Below are 26,134 nucleotides of genomic sequence, written 5' to 3'. Positions count from 1 at the left end.
GCTTCTAAGTCCATGTCCATTCCTTTCGGCGTGAGGACATTCGACAACGTGGCGTGCCTGATTCGAGTGTTCTGTCCCAGCATGATAGGGGCGAACTTCTGTTTTACGCAACATCTTTGCTGTTACAGTAATCTTTATGAGAACTTTTTTCATACTGATTACGGATTTCGTATCTTCCCATAAAACTCGATGACGGTTCCGCATTTCACTCATCCCCAGTTGCTTTTGAGAAGAAACTGGTTTTTGAAGTTCATCAGCCCGGTCATAACTTCGGCCGAGCCGATGTCTTCCCGGCCATAGACATGCTCGGACAACATGCTGAGAAAGGTCTTGCGGTCATCTGTCACAATTTCGATGAGCAGGTCATAATTGCCGCTTACCCAAACTACATAAACAATTTCCTCCAACGCCGAGAGGCGGGCAGCAACGCTTTCCGGCCGATGTCCGGAAGCGACGCGAATGCCGACCATGGCCTCGGTCCGATACTCGGAAACGCCTGAATCGGTGACGGCGACGATGCGCAGGCTGCCACTGGATTTCATGGCATTTACCCGATTTCGGATCGTGCCCTCGGATACGTTGAGTTTTTGGGCAATTTCCGCAAACGGAGTGCGCCCATCCTTTTGCAGCGCCTGGATAATTTCCTGATTGAGGCTGTCATTCAACAATGCGGTGTCCCGCTGACGGCTGCCTGCCCCGGTTGCGTGATCGGATGATGGCTTTTTTCGGTTGGTTTCGGTCATGAGAACTCTCTAATTTGATACGTAATCCGGATTTTACTACGAATCTCGTAATATTGGGATCGTAATTTTTCGTTGACGTGAAATAATTCGCAATCAAAGTTCGGATTGAATCAACTTGCAGAACTGCAGTTCGATGGAACCAAGCGCCCGACCGATCAGGAGGAAGCCAACCATGTCATCCGCAGCAGAAAAACCGCAGATCAAAACATTTGCCGGGAATTTCCAGGGCTACAATCAATCCCATCCCGCCGCGATCGACGAAGAGATCGCCCGCGTCGGAGCGGGCACACCCGCAGGTGAATATCTGCGCCGTTTCTGGCATCCGGTCCATTTGACCGACGATCTTGGCGATCTGCCCAAAGCCATCACCATCCTCGGCGAAGAACTGGTCGTGTTCCGCTATGGCGAGGACAAGCAACAGATCGGGCTGGTCCACAAATACTGCCCGCATCGGCGCGCCTCGCTTGAATATGGGAAATGCGAAGACCGGGGAATTCGCTGCTGCTACCACGGCTGGCTGTTTGCACCGGATGGCGAAATTCTCGAAGCGCCAGCCGAGGATCAGACCGCACGCGCGGTCGAGATGGTCAAGGAACGGACCCGGCTGGGCGCTTATCCGGTCATCGAATATCGTGGTATAATCTTCGCCTATATGGGCCCGCCCGACAAACAGCCTGATTTCCCGATCTACGACGCCTTCGAGCATGAGGGCATGACCAGCGCGCCCTACAAGGCCCCATATACCTGCAACTGGATTCAGGTTCAGGATGCGATCATGGACCCGACCCATACAACCTTTTTGCACAGCCAGAACAGCCACCCTCAGTTCTCCGAAGGAATGATGGCTTCGGGTGAGCTGAAATTCTATGAGCGGAATGAAAACCATTTCCTCGGCACATCCACCCGACGCATCGGCGAAAACGCCTGGGTCCGGCTAAACGAGCTTGTGCTGCCGAACTTTACCCAAGCCGGGTCAGCCTATGCCGCCGACGGGACCGAACAGCGCTATTTCGGACGGTCGTGCTTTACCCGTTGGGTGGTGCCGGTGGATGACGAAAACACCATTGTCTACGCATGGGCGAATTTCGGCGACCGATGGGACCCGCACGAATACAACACAAAGGAAGGTCACGAGATGATCGAACAGGGTGAGGTTCTGGACCGGACACCCGAAGAGAAACAGCGCTACCCAGCGGATTCGGAAGCCGTGGAAGGAATGGGGCCAATCTCGACCCATAAAGGTGAGAACCTGATGCCGACGGACCGGGGCATCTCGCTATATCGGCGCCGTGTACGTAAGGCGATCCGGGATCTCGAGAATGACGGCATCGAACCACCTCAGCCCCTGCGGCACGGCGCAAATTCGGTGCGCACCTATGGTCAGGACACGGTGCTACATCTGCCCCCGATCGATGGTCAGGACGACAGTGCCTATCTGTTGAAGATCGGCGAAGCGGTGATGGACATGCAGTTCGAGCATGAAGACTGGTGTGACGAGAACCGTGACACCGCGATCATCGAAAGACTCAAGGAAATGGAAGCCAACGGTATCGGGTGAACTCCCCTACTTCCTCCGCGAACCGGTTCTTCCATCGGTCCGCGGGGATTTTTTGGTCAACTCTACGCAAGGAAACCACTATGGCTGTGAAAGTTCACGTCAAAAACAACCGTTGGGCTGAAGGATCATTTCCGAACACACCGGAAGGCGAAGAGGTGTTCACCATCACCGGTGAACGCTTTGACACGGCGCAGGCGCTGCACCCCGATGTTGTCGGCAAGCTTGATCCGTTCATCGACTGGGATACTGACAACTGGCTAAGCTCGATGGCGGATGCCGAAGTGCTTCTGACCTGGAACATGCCCACCGAGAATCTGGCGCAGGTTGCGCCCAATCTGAAATGGATTCACTGCATCGGTGCCGGGGTCGAGCATATGCTGCCGATGGACTGGCTGCCCGAGGGCGTGACCCTGACCAACAACAAGGGCGTTCATGCCGCCAAGGCCGGAGAATTCGGCCTGATGGCGATCCTGATGCTGCATTCGCATATGCCTGCCATCGTCACCAACCAGCGCAATGCACTTTACGAGTCGCTCTATTGCTCGCCGATCGCCGGCAAGACTGTCGTGGTTCTGGGAACCGGGTCGCTGGGTGGGTCAGGTGCCAAGATGATCAAACCTCTGGGGGTCAACGTGATCGGCGTAAACCGGTCGGGCCGGGATGTCGAAGGATGTGATCGCTGTGTGCCGACGGCGCAGCTGGATGAGGTTCTGCCACTGGCCGACTATCTGCTGATCGCCACACCCGATACGCCGGACACACGCGGGCTGATGGATCGGCGGCGGCTGGATCTGATGAAACCCATGGCGGGCATCATCAATATCGGACGCGAGGCTGTCATGGATTACGATGCGCTCTGCGACAAGTTGGACGAAGGCAGTTTGGGCGGCGCCATTCTGGACGTGTTCGACCCTGAACCCATCGCACCCGAGTCGCGGCTGTGGAACACGAAGAACATGATTATCACGCCCCATGTCTCGGCCGATGACGGCGACGCGTATATCCCGCTGACGCTGGGCCTGTTCTTTCAGAACATGGAGCTGTTTCTTGCGGGCAAGCCGCTTCTGAATCCCATCGACCCTAAACTGGGCTATTGAGGAGATTGTCATGAATATCGGGTTCATCGGACTGGGCGTCATGGGCGCCCCCATGGCCGGGCATCTGGCAGATGCTGGCCATACTATTTTTACTTGCCTCAACCGCTCGGCCCTGCCCGATGCGCTTGCGGACAAGCCCGTTCAGGTCGTCGGCAGCCCGGCCGAGGTCGCGGCGCATTGCGATACCGTGATCGTCATGGTTCCTGACACGCCCGATGTGGAACGAGTGATCACCGGGGAAAACGGTGTGCTGGTTAATGTGCACGAAGGCTCACTCGTGATCGACATGTCCTCGATCAGCCCTATTGCAACCGAGGCGCTTGCGCGGGCTGTAAATGTAAAGGGCGGTCAATACGTCGATGCCCCGGTGTCGGGCGGCGAGGTTGGCGCAAAGGCGGCGAGCCTGACCATCATGTGCGGCGGGCCGCAAGCCGCGTTTGACCGGGCCAGACCCCTGTTCGAGCTGATGGGCAAGAACATCACCCTAATAAGCGAGGCCAATGGAGCTGGTCAGACCTGCAAGATCGCCAACCAGATCATCGTCGCCCTGAATATCGAAGCGGTGGCCGAGGCGCTGGTCTTTGCATCCAAGGCGGGTTGCGATCCTGCAAAGATTCGAGAGGCGTTGATGGGCGGGCTTGCCACTTCAAGAATCCTTGAGATTCACGGAGAACGGATGATCAAACGCACGATGGATCCGGGGTTCCGTATCGAACTGCACCAGAAGGACCTCAATCTGGCATTGGCCTCGGCCCGCGCCCTTGGCGTGTCGCTGCCCAACACCGCTACAGCGCAGGAGCTGTTCAATTCCTGCTCGGCCAATGGCGGGGCGCAGGACGATCATTCCGGCATGGTCAAGGCGCTTGAGCGGATGGCAAACCATCCGGTTTCTGACGGATAACGCGTCGGGCCGGATTCAAAACTGCGCCTGAACCCAATCGACAAACAGCGACGCATAAGGATTTGCGGCGCTGCCCTTATTGTGGATCAGAAAATACGCGTCACGCCCGGGAACATGGATGTCGAACGGCACGACCAGATTGCCTCGTGCGATCGCGCGCTCGACTAATGTCGTGTGCCCCATGGACACTCCTTTGCCCGCCTGCGCCATAGTCAGCGACAGAACATAGGTGCTGAAGAAATGTCGGTCTTTCAAAGCAAGTCCCCGAACCCCTGAACGCCCGAGCCAGAAGTCCCAAGTTTCGTTGACACCCGTCAGATCGAGAATTCGTTCATTTGCCAGATCATCCGGCGACTTCAGCCGTTTCGCAACTTCAGGTGCGCAAACCGGCGTGAGTGTTTCCTGCCGCAGACGGATCGCGTCTTCCTGAAAGGTTTCCTCTCGACCATAGTGAATCTCGATATCCGCGGTGGTGCCTTGAAACTCCTGCTCCCACAACGCGGTTGAGACGGTCAGCTGTACGTCCGGATGGGCCTCCATGAAGTCATCCAGTCGATCCATCAGCCAGAACGAGGCAAAGGCGTAATTCACTTTCAGGTGTAGATTGCGACCGGCCGAATAACCCAGAAACGACCGCGTACCCTGTTCCAGCGTGTTGAAGGCCCGCTCGACGATGGGCAGATAGTTGCGACCGGCCTCGGTCAAGGTCAAACCGCGATGGCGGCGGATGAACAATTGCTGACCCAACGCCTGCTCCAGCAGCCGAACCTGCTTACTTACAGCGGATTGCGTGATCAGCAGCTCCTGCGCTGCGTCGGTGAAACTCAGATGCCGTGCCGAGACAGAAAAGGCGCGCAGCCAATGCAGTGGCGGAGTCGCTGTTTTACGGTTTTCCTGCTGCATTCATTTAGTCTCAACGCTACCATTCCATTTCGTCGCATCATGGCCAGAAATTAGTCGTTTGAAAAGATGACTTCAAAACTCCTTTATCGAGTCACCGGACAGCAGGGGCTGTGCCGGGCTTACCCAAGGCTCAGCAAGGAGACCCAGGTGTGAAGATCGCCTTTACTGATTTCGTGCAACCCGACCTCGATCTGGAAACCGCCCTTATCAACGACGCGGGGTTCGAGATGGCGGTGGCCGATCCCCATTGCACCTCGGAACAAGAGGTTATCGATTTGGTCAAGGAAACCGGCGCTGATGCCATCGTGTCGCTATATGCGCCGATTGGCGAGGCCGTGTTCTCTGCCCTACCCGATCTGAAAGTCGTCAGCGTCCCGCTGGTCGGGGTCGATGCCATTGATACAGAAGCGGCCAAGCGGCACGGTGTCTGGATTGCGCATATCCCCGACGCATGGGTGTCCGAAGTTGGCGTACACGCCGCCGCCATGGCGCTGTCTCTGGTTCGCCACCTGCCCTTCTATGATCGTTCGGTCCGCGAAAGGCGCTGGGATTATGAAGAGCCGGGCGTTCTGCACCGCACGCACGACATGACCTTCGGTCTGCTGGGGTGTGGGCGCATTGGCCAGCAGGCCGCACGCAGCGCTGCCCCCAGTTTTGGCAAGGTGATTGCCTATGACCCCTATATGCCCGCCGAAGCATTCCCGGACTGGATCGAGCGGGTCGAGACCAAAGAAGCGCTGTTTGAACGGTCCAACGTCGTATCGCTGCACTCACCACTCACGGCCGAAACCAGGCATATCGTAAACGCTGATCTGCTGGGGCGGATGCAACGCGGCAGTTTCATCGTCAATGCTTCGCGGGGCGCTCTGATTGACTCCGACGCTTTGCTCGCTGCTCTGGACAGTGGTCAGGTCGGCGGTGCCGGGCTGGACGTGTTCGAGGTCGAGCCACCTGATCCAAATGACCCCCTGCTGCACCACCCGCGCACCGTGGTGTCACCGCATGCCGCCTATTACTCGGTCGAGGCCGATGAGGAAGGCCGCTCGCGCGCGATCAAAAACGTGATCACTTATGCCAACTCCGGTCGACCGGACCACTTTGTCGTCGAAGGGACAAAACAGCCATGAAAGATCTAGATACATCCGCCATGACCTGTGGCGAGGGCCTTCTGCATCTGCTCAAAGCCTATGGTGTCGATACCGCCTTTGGCATTCCCGGCTATCACACAGTCGAGTTCTACCGGAATTTCGACAAGATGGGCATCCGTCAGGTCACCCCCCGGCACGAACAGGGTTCGGCCTATGGCGCCTATGGCTATGCCGCCGCCACCGGCAAGCCCGGCGTGTGTTTTCTGGTCACGGGTGCTGGTGTCACCAACGGAACCACGGCGATTGGTGAAGCCTATTCAAACTCGATACCGATGCTGATCTTCACTACCATGAACAACGTGCACGAGCTGGGTATGAATGGCGGCCGGATGCACGAGTTGCGCTCGCAATCCGACATTCTGGATCAGGTCACGGCGTTCACCCACACATTGCTGGACGCACGCAACCTGCCCGAAGTTCTGGCCCGCGCCTTTGCTGTCTTTTCCGGCCAGCGCCCGCGTCCGGTCTGCATCCAGATCCCGCAGGACATTCTTGCTGGCCCCGCGAGTTTCGAAATCGAAGCTTGGCCCCCTGCCCCAAAACCCGGCCCCGACCCGACCGAGGTCGATAAGATTGCCGGGATGCTGTCCGGCAGCAAATCCACCATAATCGTGGTGGGTGGCGGTGCTATCCCAGCCTCACAAGAGGTGCTGGAATTGGCCGAACGGCTGGACGCGCCCGTCATCAACTCCTGCGCGGGCAAAGGTGTGATCCCCGAGGATCACCCGCTGTGTCTGGGCTTCACTCAGGCGTTCGATCCGGTGCGAGACTTGTTGCGAGATGCAGATGCGGTATTGGCCATCGGCACCGAATTTGCCGAACCCGATCGGTATTTCACCGAGGATTACCCGATCAACGGGCAACTGATCCGCATCGATATCGATCCGGGCCAGATCATGCACTATTCGAAACCCGCCGCTGCCCTGCTGAGCGATTCAAAGCTGGCGGTTTCGGCCATTCTGAAGGCGCTGGAAAACCACAACGGCCCGCAGAACGACCAACCCGCCGCCGATCTGGTGGTCGAGACCAAGGCCAAATTCAGCGGAGATCTGTGCAAGGAATCCCCCAAGCACAAAAAGGCGCTGGAAATCATTCACGACGTCCTGCCCGAGGATACGATCATCAGCGCCGATGCGTCTCAGGTCTGCTATACCGGGCTATATCACTATCCGATGAAACTCCCGAACCTGTTTCACTTCCCAAACGGCTATGCAGCGATGGGGTTTGGCGTGCCGGTCGCCATCGGCATGAAGGTCGGCGCAGGCGACAAACCTGTGGCCTGCATCACCGGTGACGGTTCGTTCCAAATGACCTGCGAAGAATTGGCCGCGGCGGTCGAGCAAAAGCTGTCGATGCCGATAATCGTCTGGTCCAACGACGGCTATCAGGAAATCCGGGAATATATGGACAGCAAGGGCCTGCCCACCATCGGCTGCACCATCTACAACCCCGAGTTCAAGAAAATCGCCGAAGCCTTTGGCGCCCATGGTCGCCGTCCGCAGAGCGCCGAAGAGCTGCGCGAGGCGCTGGAATTCGCGCTGCAGGCAAATGGTCCAACCATCATCGAAATCGACGAGAAAGACGCCTGGCTGCAATAAGCAGCCAGGCCCTGGAATTGGGCTATGTCATGATTACCAATGCAAAGACATCCAACATCCACATGGACAAGAAAGAGCTCAAGCAGCTCATGCGGCGCAGTGACCGGCCAGGGCTGATTTATCTTGGGTGCTGGCTTGGCCTGTTGGTGATTACCGGCACTTTGGTGATGCTCTCCGTAGGCACTTGGTGGATGGTTCCGGCGCTGTTGATTTATTCCGGGTTCTTCGCGGTGTCAGCCTATGCATTGTCCCATGAATGCGCACACGGCACCGCCTTTCGGACCCGTTGGCTGAACGAGCTGGTATTCTGGTTCACCTCGCTGCTCTATTATGAGGAACCGCTGCACCGTCGCTACTCCCATGCCAGCCACCACACCCACACCTGGATCGAGGGCGCAGACAACCAGATGCCTTATGCCCCGATCCCGCTGACTTTTTGGGGATGGATCGAGGAAATCCTGGGGCTGGGGCTGTACTGGCATCAGACGAAAATGTTTGTGCTGCATTCTTTCGGTATCTTCTCGGAGAACGTCAAACGCGTCACACCGAAAAGCGAGCTGCCAAGAATGCAGCGCAATACGCAGATCTGCGTCACGATCTATCTGGGCCTTGCCGCAATCAGCATTTGGCTTGGCTGGCTGTGGCCCCTGTGGCTGATCGTGATCCCGCGCGTTCTGGGCGGACCGATCATGAACGCATTCATCCTGATGCAGCATGTGGAAATGGCCGAAAATCAGCCCAATATCGTGCAATCGACTCGCTCGTTCCGCACCAACTGGTTCTTTCAATTCCTGTATTTCAACATGAACAACCATATCGAGCATCACCTGTATCCAACGGTGCCGTTCCATGCGCTGCCGGACCTGAGTGAGGCACTCACCGATCAATTGCCCGAACCCGATGCCGGTTTCCTGAGCACTCATTGGGAGGTTCTTAAAATTGCCATCCGACGCTCGCTGGGGCGCGATGACCGGTCAAAGATAATCCGTCAGGCCTTCTCGGACGACTTAGCAAAGGAAGAAAATGACACAGCAATGGCATGATGCCTGTGCAACAGGCGACATTGACGACGAGGATTTGATCACTCTGGATGTCGGGGGCAAACTTCTGGCCATTTACAACACGCCCGAAGGTTTCTTTGCCACGGACGGCATGTGCACCCACGAAGATGAATCACTGGGCGATGGGCTGGTCATGGATGGGGTAATCGAATGCCCCCTCCATCAAGGTCGGTTTTGTGTTCGCACGGGAAAGGCGCTCAGCGCGCCTGCGGTTCAAGATTTGTGCACCTATGAAACCCGCGTCGAAAACGGGCGCGTTTTTGTAAAGGTCTGACGCTTATGCGCTATGCGGATATGACACTGGCGCAGGCCGCGCGGGTTACGCCGGTTGTCGGCATGACCGACACGCTGGAAATGATCGACCTACCCAAGATGCGGGCCTATCGCCTACAACGGCTGCGGGAAGAGATGAAACGACAGGACATGGGCGGCTGCGTCCTGACCTCGGTCTATTCGATCCGCTACGCTACCGGCATGCGCGATGCCGGCATCATGCAAAGCCACATCCCGCTCAGCTATCTGTTCGTACCCGCTGAAGGTCCGACAGTCTATTTCGATGGCGAAACCGGCAAGAAGATCGCTCAGGGGTTGGAAACTATTGATGAGTTGGGCGATGAGGCGATCCAGATCAGCTTTATGTTTGCCGGTCAGCGCATGGACGAAATGATCGACCGTTGGGTCAATCAGATTACTGCTCTGATGCAGCGCCATGGCGGCGGCAGCACTCGTCTGGGTGTGGAAAGCCCCGTACCGCAGGTTGCGGCGTTATTTGCGAACAAAGGGCTGGAAGTCGTTCATGCGCACAAGGTGGTCGAACCAGCCCGCGCCATCAAATCCATCGAAGAAGTCCTGTGCATGAATTACGCCATCGCGGTGGCCGAAGACGGCATGTGGCGCATGCGCGAGGCTTTGCGCCCCGGCATCACCGAGATCGAACTGTGGTCGCATCTTTGGAAAGCCAATGTCGAGGCCGGTGGTGATTGGATCGAAGGGCGCTTGCTGGCGGCAGGCGATCGAACAAACCCATGGCTGCAGGAAGCCTCGGGGCGCATCATCCGCCCGGGAGAGCTGGTGGCATTCGACACGGATATGGTCGGCCCCTTCGGATATTCAGCAGATGTATCGCGCACGCTGTTCTGTGGCTCGGGTCGGCCAAGCGATTATCAACGCGAACTTTACAACCGTGCCTACGATGAAATTCAGTATAATCTGGAACTGATGAAACCGGGCATGTCGTTCCGTGAAGTCATGGAGAAAGGGTTCAAACAGCCCAAACAATTCCAGGATCAACACTATGCGGTTTTGGCCCATGGTATCGGGATGTCCGATGAATGGCCGTGCATCTACTACCCGCAGGACAAAGCTCTGGCCTATGACGGCGTGCTTGTGCCCGGCATGGCGATGTGCGTTGAAAGCTATGTAGGAGAAGTCGGAGGGGCTGAAGGTGTGAAACTGGAAGAGCAGGTTCTGATCACCGAGGGCGGGTATGAACTGTTGTCCAAGTTCCCATTCGAATCCAACCTGCTTGGTCGCGAGATTTGACATCGAAACTGCATCTACGCTTTCCCCGCATTGAGGATCTTGAAAGGCGGGCGAAACAACGCTTGCCGGGATTAGCCCGAGACTTCATTTTCGAAGGCGTCGATGACAATGCAACGATGGCCCGGAATCGGGCAGGATTGTCTGAGATCACTCTGACACCGCGCAGTATTCATGACGCCGAAGGCCCAGACCTATCCTGCACCCTGTTCGGCCAGCGATATGCCGCGCCGTTTGGTGTCTCTCCGGTTGGCGGGGGCGAAATTGCCTGGCCGCGGGCCGGGTCCTACCTGGCATCCGCCGCTGCGCGGGCTGGGCTCGCCTTTACGGGGTCGACATATACCGCTGCAACGCTGGAAAAGCTGCGGCAGATCGCAGGGCCAGCAGCCTGGTTTCAGCTATACGTGTCATCCCGGGACGAGATCACGTATGACCTGTTAAGCCGCGCCGAAGCTGCCGGATACGACGTTCTGCTGGTCACGATGGATGTGCCGACACCCGCCCGACGCGCCCACGATCTACGCAACGCTTTAGAGTTTCCGTTCCGTTTTGATTTACCCAAACTGTGGCAGATGGCACTGAACCCCATCTGGTGCTGGGCCAATCTACACCACGTCCTGCGCCACGGCATGATGGATTTCGCCAACCTGCGTCCTTATATCGGCCGCGATGGCCAGAACGCCGCCGATGTGATCGCAAGCCTGTCGACGCCAGTTACTGCCGACCGCCTGCGCGCTGTAAGGGACCGCTGGCCCGGTAAACTTGTGGCGAAAGGCGTTTTGTCTCCGACCGAAGCCGCTAAGCTGCGCGACATGGGGTGCGATGGCGTGGTGGTGTCCAACCATGGTGGCCGGCAATACGACGCGGCACCTACTCCGGTCGACGTTTTGCCTGAAATGCGCAAGCAGTTAGGACCCGAATTTCCGATTTTGGCCGAAGGCGGGATCCGCTCTGGTCTGGATATTTGTCGCCTGATTGCGCTTGGGGCCGACTTCGTTTGCACCGGACGTCCATTCTATGCAGGGGTCGCTGTGCTTGGGCCTGAAGGTGCAGACCACGTCTTTGACGTTTTTCTCGCTGAATTCAAAACGGCTCTGAGGCAGATCGGATGCCCGACCCCGCGCGATCTGCCTCAATTCTTGTCAACAGCGCCGACTTAAATCTGCTTCTCGGGCAGGTGAACAACCAAACCGTCCAAGGCATCTGATACTGTGATCTGACAAGTCAGACGCGACCGCGCCGGATCTGGTTCAAATGCAAAATCAAGCATGTCGTCTTCCATGTCATCTTTGCCCGGCAGCTTTTCGACCCAAGCCGCATCCACATAGACGTGGCATGTCGAACATGCGCATGCACCGCCGCAATCGGCATCAATGCCCGGCAGGTTATTGTCTCTTGCGCCTTCCATCACGGTCAGACCGTTTTGAACCTCGACAACATGAGCGGTACCGCCATGCTCGACGTAGGTAATCGTTGCCATCTTCGTTAGATCTCCCTGTAAGCAGTTGCAGGTTTGGTTTCCAAGGCGAGTATTTCGATTTCTGCGGGATCGGGGCGGAACCCCCATCGCGGTCACCTGTCAGAGCTTGTCCAATGCTTCGAGAAGCTTCTCGTTCTCCTCTTTCGACATATGCACCGTCTCTTTGGGGCCCGGGAACGAGCCCTCGTTGATGGCATCCCGGAATTTGACCATTGCCTCTACCCGTTCGCTATAGATCTGCCGGTGCAACCGACCCACATCACCGAACGCCCTTGCATGTTTTGGATTATTCGGAGCCTCGCCGCAGATATCGTGCAAGAAGAGGAAAATGATATCACCGGCATAACCCGATCCCAGAGAACAGGTAACGATACTGGTTTTCTCGTTCAGGGCCAGCAACGCCTCTTCGGCGACGCATTCAATCTCGACGGCAAAACACCCTGCATCTTCCAAACGCTTGAATGTGCGATGTAGCTCCATCGCCTCTTCAGCCGTTTTTCCAATGGCTCGAAGGCCGCCAACCCATGTCGACAATCGTGGAATCAATCCCATATGCGCTTGGACGGGAATTCCATTCTTGGCCAATAGCTCAACGGCATCGTAGCTGCGGTTCGTGTAGAAGAAATCCGCGCCCCGTTCCATCGATGCGATACCGGCCCGCAGAATGTCGTCATTGGTGGCGTGTTGCTCCCACCCCATACCGGAACCGGCAAATGTGGTCGGGGCGACCTGGCGCACCATTTCCACTTGTTCATCCCAAAGGGTGAACAGATCGATACCGGCTTCAACCGCTGCCCGCGCTTCTTCCGGGCTGGACGGGTTGACCATCGTCAATTTGTCTTTGGAACCTTTGCGTGCACGCAGGTCGGCGACTGTGAAATTACGCTTCGCAGGTGTTCCGTTGAACGTATAGATGCTCTTCATCGTCGTAGTCTCAGATGATCTGTAGATTGTTGATGCTATTGGTAATTTCAGCGGGGCGACCATGGCCGGCTGATCGCCCTGCTTTTGGTTCATCAATACAGTCTCAGATATTCCTGGACTTCCCAGTCTGTGACTGACTGGTGGTATCGTTCCCACTCGTCATTTTTGTATTCGAGGTAGGACTTGCGCATGACCGGGCCCATCACGTGTTCGGCCATCTTGTCATGGCGCAGCGCCTCGATTGCGTTGAACAGCGTGCGCGGCAGACGGCGAATGCCCAGCTCGGTCAGCTCGGATTCGGTCTTGGAATACAGGTCGAAATCCGTGGGTTTACCCGGGTCGATCTTGTTCTTGATCCCCTGAACCGCGCAGGTCAGATGCATCGCCATCGCCAGATACACGTTCATCGTCATGTCGCAGGCGCGGTTTTCGATGCAGTGACGGCTCTGCGGCAGGCGGAACTGTGCGGACCGGTTGTTGAACCCGTAGGTGATGTTGGTCGGCGCCCAGGTCACGGTGCCGCCTTCGAACCCGCCCACGCGCGGGACCAGCCCGTTATACGAGTTCACCGTCGGGCAGGTGATCGCAGTGATCGCCTCGGCGTGCTGCATCAGGCCGCCAACGGCATAACGGCTTTCATCCGACCATTCGCCATCCGGTGTCTCAAAGATGTTCTCGCCGGGGCGGCTTTCGTGCTGCATCGACATGTTGATATGCGCACCCGAGCGCCAGTCGCCCACCGTGGGTTTGGGCATGAAGGTGACGAACATGCCGTGCTTCTTGGCAACCTCTTTCAGCACGATGCGCAGGAAGGCCAGACGGTCCGACATCTCCAGCATGTTGGTATAGTGGAAATCCAGCTCGAACTGGGAATAGGCGCCCTCGGCCACCACGTCATGCAGGTTCCAGCCCAGGTCTTCGATGATGTCGATCATGTCCTTGAGATAAGGCATCGAGTCGACCGAATATTCCACGTCATAGCCAAAGGCCTGGCGGCGCGGGCGCAGGCCGTCTGCGGGATCGTCATCGAACGCCTTCACCGGCTGGCCGTTCTCGTCATATTTCATGACGATGAACTCGGGCTCGACCCCGGCGTACCCGGTATATCCCTCCTGCGCGGCCTCGTGCATCGCACGCTTCAGCGCCTGGCGCGGGCAAACATTGTAGGGCGCGTCTTCCCAGTACAGATCCGAGAAGATGATCGCCAGCGTGTTATCCCAGGGGCAGATATAAACTGCATCCAGATCCGGAACCACGACCTGATCGCTGTCGGCGGGGCTGAGTTCCGGCACGAAAGAGATCGAGTGCACAGCGAATTGCGGGCCTTTGCCAAGGCACAGCTGTTCGAAATCGCTCATCGGGACGGGTTTGGTCTTGGGGATACCATGCAGGTCGATCCAGGCGCCCATCACATATTTGACGCCAGCCTCTTCCAGCCGCTTTTTGACGGCGGGAATTTTGGGGCGGTTGCGTTCAACCGCGTCCTGAAAGCTCTCGTAATAGATCTTGCTGTTTGCATTGTCCTTAGGCACTGGGCTTCCTCCTGTCAGCGCGCCGCCTCGTTTCAAGTTCCAGAAACGGCGGTCTAATGTTTTATCGGCAATTTTGCCGTCAGCGGCCTGCAGCGGACCATCAGCCAGCTACAAAATCATCCGGATCAACACCGGCGACCTTCCTGCTGGAAGCCGGCTGTTTTCGATTTCAAAGCACGCGCCATATTGCACGCTGTTACTGTCTTGCAGGTTGACCTTTTTGAAATGTCCGCACCGCGTTTCGTGATTCCATGCAGAAGAGTGAACTGCGAATTATTGATATTGTCCACAACTATTTTACGCATTCGTTAATATTGACGAAATGTATCCGCATTTCAATTGCAGTATTCTTACTGCGCTACGATTTTCGCAACTTTGCTTGCAAGGAGTCAAGATTGGAGAATCTGCTGCAAACTCATGACCATCGACGCTCGCGCCGCCTGCGGGTGAACGACGGTCGGCAGGCATTGTCAGGTTGTTCACCTTTTGCCTCGAAGCGTGACCAGAGCAAAACTCATGCGGTCACTTCAAGTGTATACGCTTCCCTAGTTCTGAAAGCACCGGCGCGGAAATGGCAATAAGATCCGGTGGCGAGGCGGTGGCGTTTTGGGCGGAACAGAGAAGCTAATTGGCCACCAACGGAAAGGATTAGTTGCGCTTGGCTGCATTCTTATTCCGGAGGGTCTGCCTTTAGTTGTCGCTCTTCTCTTTTCCCGGCGTTTTTCTGGTTGGGCTTGGGACTCATATCAAATCAAGAGTGTCATCGAGTATTTTGCCGGGCTATTGCACTATCTCCGCAAACCGGCTGCGTGTTTTGTTTGCAAAGGCCACTAACGACAGCATCACTGGGACCTCGACCAGCACTCCGACAACGGTTGCCAAAGCAGCGCCCGAGTTCAAGCCGAACAGGCTGATTGCAACAGCGACGGCCAGCTCGAAAAAGTTGGATGTCCCTATCATGGCGCAGGGGGCGGCGATCCGATGTGGAACTTTCAGAACAAATGCAGCGCCATAGGCCAGCGCAAAGATCCCATAGCTCTGAACCAATATGGGTACTGCGATCAGCACAATCACCAAAGGCTTGGCCAGAATTGTCTGGCCCTGCAGACCGAACAGGATCACAACCGTAGTGATCAGGCCAATCACGGACCAGGGTTTGACCCGAGCCGAGAACGCCTCGATCGCCTCTTGCGATCCCAGCTTCTTGCGCGTGATCAGGCCAGCAATCAAAGGCAGGACAACGTACAGAACGGTTGCAAGAACAAGCGTCTGCCACGGGACTGAGATGTTTGTGACGCCCAGCAAAAGCGCCACGATTGGTGCGAAAGCTACGACCATGATCAGATCGTTTACCGAGACCTGAACCAGAGTGTATGTCGCATCCCCTTTTGTCAGTTGCGACCAGACGAACACCATTGCGGTACAAGGTGCAGCCCCAAGCAATATCAAGCCAGCAGTGTATTGCGCCGCATCTTCGGGCTGAATCCAGGGCGCAAAAACATAATCAAAGAACAGTACGGCCAGAAATGCCATGGTGAATGGCTTTATCAGCCAGTTGACGACAAGCGTGATGATCAAGCCGCGGGGTTGTCGGGCAACGCCCGCGACCGCGCCAAAATCGACACCAACCATCATTGGGTAAACCATCGCCCAGATCAGCAGTGCCACCACCAGATTGACGCTGGCGACTTCGGCCGACGCGATCAATTGAACCAGTCCCGGTGCCGCCTGGCCTATCAACACGCCACCAATCATTGCTAGCGCGATCCATACCGTCAGGTAGCGTCCGAAGATGCTCATGAGATTGCCTCGTTAGTCTGCTTGGCAATCTTGCCGGATGTCAGCGCGGCCAAAGCGACCATGATTGCCGCAGTTCCCAGAACCAAGGGCAGCCCTCCGATCTGGTAGGTCAGGCCCGACAGGACGGTGCCGACCAATCGGCCCGTTGCATTGGCCATGTAATAGAACCCTACATCCATTGTGACCCTTTCAGACTTGGTGAAAGCCAGGATCAGGTAGGAATGCAGTGAAGAGTTGACCGCGAAAATCGCCCCAAAGACCAAAAGACCAAAGACCAAAGTGATGGTCAGCCATGCCTGCGGCCCCGAAGACAGCAGGACAGCAATGGTCAGAGCGGCGGGTACGCAAAACAAGGCAGCGGCCCAACTGCGCGCGACACGGATCAGATCGCCCTCGGTGCGCTCGGACGCGCGCAGGATTTTGGGTGCGCTGGCTTGAACCGCGCCGTACAGGATTATCCAGACGGCCATGAATGTGCCGATCATAAAGAAGGCGGCGCGGTTTCCTTCTTCTGTACCGTCCGAAAGGACGGCGTAGAAATAGATCGGAATGCCAACCACGAACCAAACGTCTCGTGCCCCGAACAGAAAAACGCGCGCAGCCGACAGCCAATTCACATTGGCCGATTTCGAAAAGACCTCAGAGAATTTTGCGCCCTTGCGCCCTTTGGGCAGGCCGGGTGGCATGAAGGTCACGACAGCCGCCAGGATCGCCGCCAGTACGATCGCCATGAAAAGAACGGCCCAATTGAAACCCAGCGTAGCCAGCAATGCGGCCCCCAGCAGGAATCCCAGACCCTTCACCGCATTCTTTGATCCGGTCAGGATGGCGACCCAGCGAAACAAACCCCCACCATCGGTGGGCGCCAACAGTTTCACCGCCGATTTCGAGGACATCTTGGCCAAGTCCTTGGCGACCCCACTGGCCCCCTGAACAATCATGACAAAGGCGACCGAGACCCCGATGGTCCAGTTCGGGTCAAGCTGGGTCAGCGCCAGCAACGCCACGACCTGCAAGCCCAGCCCTGCATAGAGGGTCGACGTCAACCCGAAACGTGCTGCGATCCAACCGGCTGCAAGGTTGGTCACCATGCCAGCGATTTCGTACAGGACAAACAGATAGGCCAACTGCACCGGTGAGAAGCCCAGTGTATGAAAGTGCAACAGCACCAACATCCTGAGCGCCCCGTCGGTTAACATAAATGCCCAATAGGCTGCCGTTACCGCGATATAGGCTGACAGACCTTCAGGTTTTTGGGTCACAGAGAAGCCCCAACCATCAGGGCAACATCGACCAGTCGATGTGCATAACCCATTTCATTGTCGTACCAGGCATAGATCTTCACCTGTGTGCCGTTCACCACCATGGTTGAAGGCGCATCAATGATCGAAGAGCGTTCGTCATTCGTGTAATCGGTGGATACCAATGGACGTGTCTCATAGCCCAGAATGCCGTCCAGCTCTCCTTCGGCGGCAGCTTTTAAGAAACCGTTGACTTCTTCGACGGTGGTCTCACGCTCGACCTCAAAAACGCAATCCGTCAACGATGCGTTCAGCAATGGAACCCGCACAGCATGGCCGTTCAGCCGGCCTTTGAGTTCCGGGTAAATCAGAGTGATGGCTGTTGCCGAGCCGGTCGTGGTCGGGATCAACGAATTCAAAGCCGAGCGGGCGCGGCGCAGGTCCTTGGCCGGTTTGTCCACGATCGTTTGCGTGTTCGTCACATCATGGATCGTGGTCATCGACCCGTGGCGGATGCCGAGGTTTTCGTGAATGACCTTGACGACCGGAGCGAGGCAATTGGTCGTGCAGGATGCCGCCGTAACAATGCGATGTGCGGCGGGATCATAAGTATCTTCGTTAACGCCGCAGACGATATTGGCCGTGGGGCCGTCCTTGACCGGCGCGGACACGACGACCTTTTTCACGCCGGCTTCAAAATACGGTGCCAATTTGGCTTCGGTCTTGAAAGCCCCGGTGCACTCGATAACCACATCTACGCCGTCCAGTGGCAGTTCGGCCAAATCATCGGTTCCGATGAACGGAATACGCACGCCGTCGATCGTGACACTATCCTCATCATGTTCAAAGGATGCATCCCAACGACCGTGCACGGTATCAAACTCCAGCAAGTGCGCCTGCATGGCAGCGTTACCCACGGCGTCGTTGATCCAGGCAATTTTTGCGCCCTTCTCCAGCAACGGTTTCAGGGCAAGCTTTCCCATCCGGCCCAAGCCGTTCACAGCGTATGTTGTCATGTTGTACTTTCAGCAGAGGTTTTGCCGATTTCATCAACGGCGGATTGCAGTGCGATCCGGTCAAGGCTTTCGACCGGTAGTGAAGAAAAGGCTTCGATACGGCGCTTGAGCGCGCCGTAAGCGTTCTGGAAGGCGAGGCTTTTCTCAGCATCGTTACCCTCGGCCTTGACCGGATCAACCATACCCCAGTGGCCGCTGATCGGTTGGCCCTCCCAGGCCGGGCATTCTTCGTTCGCCGCCTGGTTGCAGACGGTAAATACGAAATCCAGTTCTGGCGCATCCGGCCCCGTGAACTCAGCTACGTTCTTGGAGCGCAGGACCGACGTGTCGTGCCCTTTGTCTTTCAACACCTGAAGGGCAAACGGATTCAGCTCGGAAAACGGTCTTGTCCCGGCCGAAAATACATTGAACCGGTCCCCGGCGATTTCGCGCAACAAGGATTCGGCAAAGATCGAGCGGGCGGAATTTCCCACGCAGATGAATAGCACGTTGAACTTCCGGTCAGTCATGGCGTCATTTCCTTGGTTAAAAGGCATGCAGAGATCAGGTCGTCCGAGGCAGCAATCCACGATCAGAAAGTCGAGCATCTGCTGCACATTCTTCATTTCAATCGAGTAGAGCAGAGAAGTTCCCGACCTTTGCTGTCTGATCAACCCGGCACTCTGCAACGCATTCAGGTAGTTCGACATTGTGCTGGGTTTGAATCCCAACGCGGAAACCAGCTCCCCCGCTGGCACGTGATCAGGATATCGCCGCATGAGCATCCGAAACACGGCAAGACGGTGAGAGTGGCCTAGGATGCCAAGTTGATTCGAGACTTCTATTTCCATATTTCGTGAATTACTAAATTATAATTTTAAGCACAACTCGTTTCTGAGATGTAAGATGAATTCGCCTCGATGGGATGTGCCGCAAACTCTGGGCTTGGATTGGCGGGAACGCCCTTGTTTGTGCCTCTTGCCTACACAGTTTGAGGTGTTCGCAATTTCTGGAAAACCGCCGCAATTCAGTTCCGTCCTGTATCGCCCGAAGTGCACGAAACACCGGCTGCAAAGAAACTCAGTGACTTCTACCATGTGCCCTCTAAACTCCTGTCTCATGTATTTTAGTGGTTTGCGTGGGAGTTTGAGCGCAAGTGGGTGGAAAGAAGGCTTCAGAAAAGACGGAAATTTCAACGTCATCAACCGCGCAAAATTCGTGGCTCAGCGCTGCTGATCAGCAGGCGCGGTTCGACGCCACCGCGCGGGTCATGCAAGCCATCTCGGAAGCCAAGGATGATGTTCAGCCGGTCTGCGACCTGATTGTAACGCTTGCAAAAGACCTTTGTGATGCCGTTTTTGCCGGGTTGGTCCTCGGGCAAGAAGGGGACAATCTTCAGCAACTGGTTGCAAGCGTTAATCTGCACCCGGAAATTCAACAACTCTGGACCGACGGCAAGTACACGATGGAACCGGGCAATTCCATCGTGACGGACACCATTCTCAGTGGCGAGACAAGGCGCGTCGTCGACATGGGGGATACCCATTTCCATAAATCAGGCGATGAGCGCTTTAAGCTCATTGTCGACAAGCATGGGTGCCGCAGCAACTTGTTTGTTCCGTTAAAGGTGGATAGTGGCGCAATCGGTTGCTTGATGCTGGCACGGGACGAAGTGCGCCCCTACACCGACGATCAGGTCAAGCTCGTCGAAACATTTGCCGCGCAGGCGGTGATTGCCATTGAGAATGTGCGCCGGTTCCGCGAGCTGCAGATCCGTCTGGCACGCGAGGGTGCCACGCGCGAAGTCTTGGAGACGATCAGTCGGTCTCGGGAAGATGAAGCGCCGGTGTTTCAGGCGATCTTGGAAAACACTGCCAGACTTTGCGAAACGGATGTCGCCACATTGAGCCTTTTGAACGAGGCGGGAACGCATCTCGAATATGCAGCCCATTTCGGCGATCAATTGGCTACCTACAAGGTCGGCGTAGATCGCTGGTCACTGGACTCAAACCTTCAGATCGCCGAGTCCGTGCGAGAAGCGCGTGTCATCCACAATGCAGATTTGCGGCTGACGGACCACTACGTCAACGGGGATCCCTGGCGCCGCCAGCTGGTTGATGAAGAAGGCGTTCGTTCCTTTCTGACGGTTCCACTGATGTCAGCGGATGGCGATCCGGTCGGGGTCATTGGCATCTACCGGCGTGAAGTACGCGCCTTTACGGCTGATGAGATTTCTCTGGTTGAAGGTTTTGCTGCGCAGGCTGTGATTGCCTTGGATAATACGCGCCAGTTGGCTGAGCTGCACACGCAGCTGGAACGTCAGACGGCAACACAGGAAATTCTGACCGTAATCAGCAAAAGCCGTGATGATGATGCGCGCGTTTTCAATTCGGTTCTTCAGCAGGCCACCAGAGTATGTGACGCAGATCAGGCGGCTCTTGTTTTGGTCAATGCCGCAGGAACCCATGTGCGACTGGCGGCGAATTGGGGACATCAGAACATCGAATTCGGTATCGGAAAGGAATGGCCGCTTGAGGGATCGGGTACCGTGAGCGCCGCGATCCGAACATGCAAGGTCGTTCATATGGACGATTTGGTCGAGACTGATTTCTACCGCTCGGGTGACGAAATCGCGGTCAAGATGGTCGAGGTCGAGGGCATTCGATCGCGCGTTGCAGTCCCCTTGATGCAAGGAGATCGGGCGGTGGGTGCCATCGCGGTCAGTCGCCGCGAGGTGCGCCCGTTTGCCGAGCAGGACGTGCAGCTTATTGAAGAATTCGCCAAACACGCAGTCATTGCCATCGAGAACACGCGCCAGTTTCGTGAAGTTCAGGAACGGCTTGAGCGCGAGAAAGCGTCGCGAGAAATCCTCGAAGTCATCAGCCGTAGCCGTGATGATGACAAGCCTGTCTTCCAAAGCATTCTCGAAAATGCCAGCCGCTTGTGCAAAGCGCCGCTTGCCTTCTTGTGTGTCGCTGATCACGATCGAGGGCTTGCAACGATCCCAGCCAATATTGGTGCGAGAACTGATTTTAATGAGGCGCTCAAAGGTTTCTCGGAGCCGTTGACGCGCACTGAATTGATCGCGATCAAGCCAATGATCGATGGGCAGGTTATCCGCCAAGACGATATTGCCGATGATCCACTTTATTACAGGGACCGTGACCCAAGGCGCGTTCAGATGGTCGAGATCGAAGGGGCCCGTTCGGTTCTTGCGGTTCCGTTGATGAAGAATGGCTTAGGCCTGGGGGTGATTGTGCTCTATCGCCGCGAAGTTGCGTCCTTCTCGGATGACGACGTGGCGCTGGTCCATACCTTCGCGGCTCAAGCCGTGATCGCAATGGAGAATGTCCGTCAGTTCCGCGAAGTGCAGGACCGCACAGCGGAAGTAACGCAAGCACTGGAATACCAGACCTCAACGTCCGAAGTGCTGCGGGTTATTTCGGCGTCACCAAACGAGTTATCACCCGTTCTCGACGCTATCCTCAAAGAAGCGTCGCGTATCTGCGAATTGCAGGATGCTTATGTTGCGATGCTGAACCCCGACGATCAGCTCTTTCATGTTCATTCGATACTTACACAGGACACGGCCTTTGCGGAGTATGTCAAAGCTCATCCTATTTCTCCCAATGAAAGCGGTGTAACCGGGCGTGCCATTCTGTCGAAACGCACAATCTATATCGAAGATGTTGAAACGGATTCTTCTTATACTTGGATTGAAGAAAGCGGTGTCGGTGAGTATCGATCAGTGCTCGGGGTGCCCCTGGTCAAGAACGGAGATGTTGTTGGTGTAATTTCGATCGGGTCAACGGAGGTTTCGGGATTTTCCACCAAACAGATTCAGTTACTGGAAACTTTCGCAGACCAAGCCATCATTGCCATTACCAATGCCAACCTCTTCCGAGAAGTGGAGGAACGTACCGCAGAAGTCGTGCAATCGCTTGAATACCAGACTGCTACTTCAGAAGTTCTGGATGTCATCTCGCGCTCACCCAATGATCTTCCGCCTGTGCTGGACGCCATCTTAGAGGTCTCCTCGCGCATCTGTTCCCCGGAATACGCATTCTTTGCCATGCGCGATGCTGACGACGGGCTCTACCGCGTGGTCATGTCCCACAATGTTAGCGATGCGTTCCTGAACTTCTTGTCAGACAATCCGATTGCTCCTGAGGAAGGCTCGTGTATCGGACGTGCGGCCTTGCACGGAAAAACTGTCCATATCGAGGATACGCGCAACGACCCGACATACACGTGGAAAGAAGCGGCCGAGATGGGCGACTACCTGACGACTCTGGGGGTCCCGCTTGTCAAAGATGGCCTGACACTGGGGGTCATCGTTATGGCGCACCGGCAGGCCTCGGCTTTTAGTGACAAACAGATCAGCCTTCTTGAAACCTTTGCGTCTCAGGCTCTAATCGCAATCAACAACACGCAACTATTCGAAGAATTGCAAACGCGTACTGCAGAAGTCGAAGAGGCGTTGAAGTACCAGACAGCTACGTCCGAGGTACTCGAAGTTATTTCCCGATCTCCTGACGCGCTGGAGCCTGTATTGGAGGCGTTGCTGGCCGTTTCATCCCGTATCTGCCGTCTACAGGATGCATTCGTGGCTCTTAAGAAGCCCGAAGACGGGAAATACCATTTCTTTGCCGGGCACAACGTGCCCGACAGTTTTGCAGAGTTTTTGAAGGCGCATCCTTTTGAACCTGGGGAATCAACGGCAACTGCAAGGGCGCTTCTTCACGGACGGGCCGACTACGTGGAGGATACGCAGGCAGATCCAAATTATGATCCGGTTCTAAGGTCTCACAATGAGGGTTACAGATCTGTTCTTTCCGTACCATTGATACGTGACGGTGATACAATCGGCGCAATCAGCATGGGTAGCCGAAATGCCGCGGCTTTTGACCAGAAGCAGATCAAGCAATTGGAGACCTTCGCGTCCCAAGCGATAATCGCAATTCAGAATTCGCAACTTTTCAATGACACGCAGACCGCGCTTGCACGCCAAACGGCGAGTGCGGACGTGCTGCGCGTGATTTCAGAGTCCCCGACCGACACCAAACCGATTTTTGAAAAGATTGTTGAACTCGCAACGATGCTCATCGATTGCGACCTATCAATCGCCATCCAAGCTAACAAAACTGAAATTTGGCAGGTCGCCGTTGCAACGCCTGATGGTATCCAAGAAATCACGTGGACAGAGCGGATACCAATTGATCCGGAAGACAATTTGCCGTCTTGGGCAATCCAAAGCGGCAAGACTTTGCATATACCTGAGTGGAACTACGACGAGCTACCTCGGCGCGATCAAAAAATCATGCGCGAGAAAAAGTTCAAATCCTCCCTGATGGTGCCACTGATGCGTGGGAAGGATTGTTTCGGTGCCCTGACATTCATTCGAAAGACGACTAAGGCTTTCAGTGATGATGACGTCGCCATTGCCGAGTCCTTCGCTGATCAGGCTATCATCGCCCTCGAAAACGTCCGCTTGTTCAATGAAACCGAAGCCTCTTTGGCGCGACAAACGGCCAGCGCAGACATTTTGCGAGTAATCAGCCAATCCCCTGACGACATCAAACCTGTCTTCGAGGCAATTGCAGAAGCGGGTGTTCGGCTGGTCTCCTGCGATACGGTTGCGACAATGACTGCGCAGGATAACCGCTTTGAGGTGCTCGCCCGGGTCGATGCAGAAGGTGCGGCGACCCTTGAGGGGAACCAGAGTTTTCCGATCGACCCCGATCCGATGTCCAGCTTTCCTGCGCAGGTGTTGCATGAGAAGAAGATGCTCCACCTCCCGGATTGGGACAAACTCGACCTCTCACCGTTTGAGCAGATCACGTATGATCGGCATGGTATCCGTGCCGCACTCTTGCTGCCCCTGATGAAGGGGGCGGTGTGTCTGGGTGTATTGGTTTTTGCACGAAAAACAGCCGGTGCTTTCACCAAGGATGAAATCGACCTTGCCTATTCGTTTGCAGATCAAGCGGTGATCGCAATTGAGAACGTGCGATTGTTCCGCGAGGCGGAAGAGGCGCGAAAAGCTGCGGAAGAGGCAAACGAAGCCAAAAGCGCCTTCCTGGCCACGATGTCCCACGAAATTCGAACCCCGATGAATGCCGTAATCGGGATGAGTGGGCTGTTGATGGATACAGAGTTGGATGCGGAACAAAGCGACTATGCCAACACGATCCGCGATAGCGGCGATGCGCTTTTGGGCATCATCAACGAGATTCTCGATTTCTCAAAAATTGAGGCGGGGCAGATGGACATCGAAATCCATCCGTTCGATTTGCGTGAATGTCTGGAAAGCGCGCTGGATTTGATCAGCGGCAAAGCAGCCGAGAAACAGCTCGATTTGGCGTATGAATTCGATGACTCCCTACCGCCTGCGATCAGTACGGACCTTACCCGTTTAAGGCAAATTCTGCTGAATCTTCTTTCAAACGCTGTGAAATTCACCGAAAGCGGCGAAGTGGTTCTCTCCGTTGAACACTCAGCCGGGGTACAGGGGTCGCTTGAACTTACATTCAAGGTCCGTGACACCGGAATTGGGCTTACCAAAAAGGGCATGAGCCGTCTGTTTCAATCCTTCAGTCAGGCAGACAGTTCAACCACCCGCAAATATGGTGGCACCGGCCTTGGTCTTGCGATCTCTAAACGCCTCGCAGAGCTTATGGGCGGAACCATGTGGGCAGAAAGCGATGGCGAGGGACGCGGTTCCACCTTTATTTTTAAGATTCAGGCCAAACCTGCAAAATCGGTCAAATCATCATCTCGCGATCTGCTTGGCGTTCAGCCGGAACTTGAAGGTAAGCGAATACTGATGGTGGACGACAATGCCACCAATCGCAAAATTCTGTCCCTTCAAACCGAGAAATGGGGCACCCAAACCACAACCTGCGAAACTCCTTCTGAGGCGCTGCGCATGCTTGAGAATGCGGACCAGTTCGATCTGGCAATCTTCGACATGCATATGCCGGAAATGGATGGGGAAGAACTTGCCAAAAAGGTACGCGCCAAGAATCTTGGATTGCCACTTATTCTTTTCAGCTCGCTTGGTCCGCGCGATATGGATCTCGATGATGGGCTGTTTGATGCCAATCTCGCCAAACCTTTGCGCCAATCTCACCTGTTCGACACCCTGGTCACTCTGTTCGCGACTGAAAAGGTGCGCGTAAAGCCGACAAAATCTCAGGGCAAACCCCAGACCGATCCGGATATGGCAAAGCGGCATCCGCTGCGCATTTTGCTGGCCGAGGATAATTTGGTGAATCAGAAACTTGCTCTTCGCCTGCTCGAACAGATGGGCTATCGCGCTGATCTGGCCAGCAACGGCGCCGAGGCCGTCCAAAGTGTTGACCGTCAAACCTACGACGTCGTTTTCATGGACGTACAGATGCCCGAAATGGACGGGCTGGAAGCATCCCGCCGTATCAACGAAGCGTTCCCCGATGGAAACCGCCCTCGCATCGTTGCGATGACTGCAAACGCCATGCAGGGCGACCGCGAGATGTGCCTGGAAGCAGGGATGGACGATTACATCACCAAACCCATCCGCGTACCTGTCCTAATCGAAGCCCTTTTGAATGTCCCCGGCAGAAGAAGGTGATC

The 26,134-nt window shown here is 55.8% G+C and carries 19 protein-coding genes; 10 read left to right on the top strand and 9 right to left on the bottom strand.

Going from position 1 to position 26,134, the window contains the following annotated elements:
- Positions 1 to 209 precede the first annotated feature (209 nt).
- Positions 210 to 743: an Lrp/AsnC family transcriptional regulator gene (locus ACR0D6_RS16550; RefSeq protein WP_480452179.1), complete on the bottom strand. Its 534-nt coding sequence runs from the start codon at positions 741 to 743 to the stop codon at positions 210 to 212.
- A gap of 172 nt (positions 744 to 915) precedes the next feature.
- On the opposite strand from ACR0D6_RS16550, the gene ACR0D6_RS16545 reads away from it, so the two are divergent.
- From ACR0D6_RS16545 to ACR0D6_RS16535, 3 genes are all read left to right on the top strand, one after another.
- Positions 916 to 2,301 carry a Rieske 2Fe-2S domain-containing protein gene (locus ACR0D6_RS16545; RefSeq protein WP_480766309.1) on the top strand — a complete coding sequence of 462 codons (1,386 nt, stop codon included), beginning with the start codon at positions 916 to 918 and terminating at the stop codon, positions 2,299 to 2,301.
- Positions 2,302 to 2,381: 80 nt separating this feature from the next.
- Complete coding sequence (locus ACR0D6_RS16540) at positions 2,382 to 3,398, top strand: D-2-hydroxyacid dehydrogenase (protein WP_480766308.1); 1,017 nt, start codon at positions 2,382 to 2,384, stop codon at positions 3,396 to 3,398.
- Between the two features lie 10 nt (positions 3,399 to 3,408).
- Complete coding sequence (locus tag ACR0D6_RS16535; RefSeq protein ID WP_480766307.1) at positions 3,409 to 4,299, top strand: 2-hydroxy-3-oxopropionate reductase; 891 nt, start codon at positions 3,409 to 3,411, stop codon at positions 4,297 to 4,299.
- 15 nt (positions 4,300 to 4,314) lie between these two features.
- On the opposite strand, the gene ACR0D6_RS16530 is transcribed toward ACR0D6_RS16535, so the two are convergent.
- A complete protein-coding gene (locus ACR0D6_RS16530; protein WP_480766306.1) occupies positions 4,315 to 5,202 on the bottom strand; it encodes a LysR substrate-binding domain-containing protein in 888 nt (295 codons plus the stop codon).
- Positions 5,203 to 5,351: 149 nt separating this feature from the next.
- On the opposite strand from ACR0D6_RS16530, the gene ACR0D6_RS16525 reads away from it, so the two are divergent.
- From ACR0D6_RS16525 to ACR0D6_RS16500, 6 genes are read left to right on the top strand one after another with little or no spacing between them, the layout of a single operon-like run.
- Entirely contained in the window at positions 5,352 to 6,329 is a 978-nt protein-coding gene (locus ACR0D6_RS16525; RefSeq protein WP_480766305.1) for a C-terminal binding protein, read from the top strand.
- Positions 6,326 to 7,948 (top strand): 5-guanidino-2-oxopentanoate decarboxylase, encoded by a 1,623-nt coding sequence (locus ACR0D6_RS16520; RefSeq protein WP_480766304.1) that lies wholly within the window; start codon positions 6,326 to 6,328, stop codon positions 7,946 to 7,948. Before ACR0D6_RS16525 ends, ACR0D6_RS16520 begins: the two co-directional genes overlap by 4 nt.
- Before the next feature lie 29 nt (positions 7,949 to 7,977).
- On the top strand, positions 7,978 to 8,991 hold the full coding sequence (locus ACR0D6_RS16515) for a fatty acid desaturase (protein ID WP_480766303.1): 1,014 nt from the start codon (positions 7,978 to 7,980) through the stop codon (positions 8,989 to 8,991).
- Positions 8,972 to 9,283 carry a non-heme iron oxygenase ferredoxin subunit gene (locus ACR0D6_RS16510; RefSeq protein ID WP_480766302.1) on the top strand — a complete coding sequence of 104 codons (312 nt, stop codon included), beginning with the start codon at positions 8,972 to 8,974 and terminating at the stop codon, positions 9,281 to 9,283. The genes ACR0D6_RS16515 and ACR0D6_RS16510 overlap by 20 nt, the downstream gene beginning before the upstream one ends.
- Before the next feature lie 5 nt (positions 9,284 to 9,288).
- Positions 9,289 to 10,551 carry a M24 family metallopeptidase gene (locus ACR0D6_RS16505; protein ID WP_480766301.1) on the top strand — a complete coding sequence of 421 codons (1,263 nt, stop codon included), beginning with the start codon at positions 9,289 to 9,291 and terminating at the stop codon, positions 10,549 to 10,551.
- Positions 10,548 to 11,708 carry an alpha-hydroxy acid oxidase gene (locus ACR0D6_RS16500; protein ID WP_480766300.1) on the top strand — a complete coding sequence of 387 codons (1,161 nt, stop codon included), beginning with the start codon at positions 10,548 to 10,550 and terminating at the stop codon, positions 11,706 to 11,708. The genes ACR0D6_RS16505 and ACR0D6_RS16500 overlap by 4 nt, the downstream gene beginning before the upstream one ends.
- On the opposite strand, the gene ACR0D6_RS16495 is transcribed toward ACR0D6_RS16500, so the two are convergent.
- The 7 genes from ACR0D6_RS16495 to ACR0D6_RS16465 form a co-directional block, all read right to left on the bottom strand.
- Positions 11,705 to 12,028 (bottom strand): 2Fe-2S iron-sulfur cluster-binding protein, encoded by a 324-nt coding sequence (locus ACR0D6_RS16495; protein WP_170653301.1) that lies wholly within the window; start codon positions 12,026 to 12,028, stop codon positions 11,705 to 11,707. The two genes, ACR0D6_RS16500 and ACR0D6_RS16495, sit on opposite strands and share 4 nt — an antisense overlap.
- 99 nt (positions 12,029 to 12,127) lie before the next feature.
- On the bottom strand, positions 12,128 to 12,952 hold the full coding sequence (locus ACR0D6_RS16490; protein ID WP_480766299.1) for a 3-methyl-2-oxobutanoate hydroxymethyltransferase: 825 nt from the start codon (positions 12,950 to 12,952) through the stop codon (positions 12,128 to 12,130).
- Between the two features lie 92 nt (positions 12,953 to 13,044).
- Positions 13,045 to 14,484 (bottom strand): glutamine synthetase family protein, encoded by a 1,440-nt coding sequence (locus tag ACR0D6_RS16485; RefSeq protein WP_170653303.1) that lies wholly within the window; start codon positions 14,482 to 14,484, stop codon positions 13,045 to 13,047.
- A 780-nt stretch (positions 14,485 to 15,264) separates the two neighbouring features.
- Positions 15,265 to 16,284 (bottom strand): ACR3 family arsenite efflux transporter, encoded by a 1,020-nt coding sequence (gene arsB / locus ACR0D6_RS16480; protein ID WP_480766298.1) that lies wholly within the window; start codon positions 16,282 to 16,284, stop codon positions 15,265 to 15,267.
- The gene (gene arsJ / locus ACR0D6_RS16475; RefSeq protein WP_480766297.1) at positions 16,281 to 17,546 is read right to left on the bottom strand and encodes an organoarsenical effux MFS transporter ArsJ; all 1,266 of its coding nucleotides are present in this window, start codon (positions 17,544 to 17,546) and stop codon (positions 16,281 to 16,283) included. The genes arsB and arsJ overlap by 4 nt, the downstream gene beginning before the upstream one ends.
- Positions 17,543 to 18,541 (bottom strand): ArsJ-associated glyceraldehyde-3-phosphate dehydrogenase, encoded by a 999-nt coding sequence (locus ACR0D6_RS16470; protein WP_480766296.1) that lies wholly within the window; start codon positions 18,539 to 18,541, stop codon positions 17,543 to 17,545. Before ACR0D6_RS16470 ends, arsJ begins: the two co-directional genes overlap by 4 nt.
- The gene (locus tag ACR0D6_RS16465) at positions 18,538 to 19,371 is read right to left on the bottom strand and encodes an arsenate reductase/protein-tyrosine-phosphatase family protein (protein WP_480766295.1); all 834 of its coding nucleotides are present in this window, start codon (positions 19,369 to 19,371) and stop codon (positions 18,538 to 18,540) included. Before ACR0D6_RS16465 ends, ACR0D6_RS16470 begins: the two co-directional genes overlap by 4 nt.
- 305 nt (positions 19,372 to 19,676) lie before the next feature.
- Here ACR0D6_RS16465 and ACR0D6_RS16460 point away from each other — a divergent pair, with 305 nt between their 5' ends.
- Entirely contained in the window at positions 19,677 to 26,132 is a 6,456-nt protein-coding gene (locus ACR0D6_RS16460) for a GAF domain-containing protein (RefSeq protein WP_480766294.1), read from the top strand.
- Positions 26,133 to 26,134 lie beyond the last annotated feature (2 nt).

The sequence above is a fragment of the Ruegeria sp. BJ6 genome (assembly GCF_056537885.1).
Note: the sequence above shows the minus strand (reverse complement) of the source record. Positions and strands in the feature narration are given on the sequence as shown.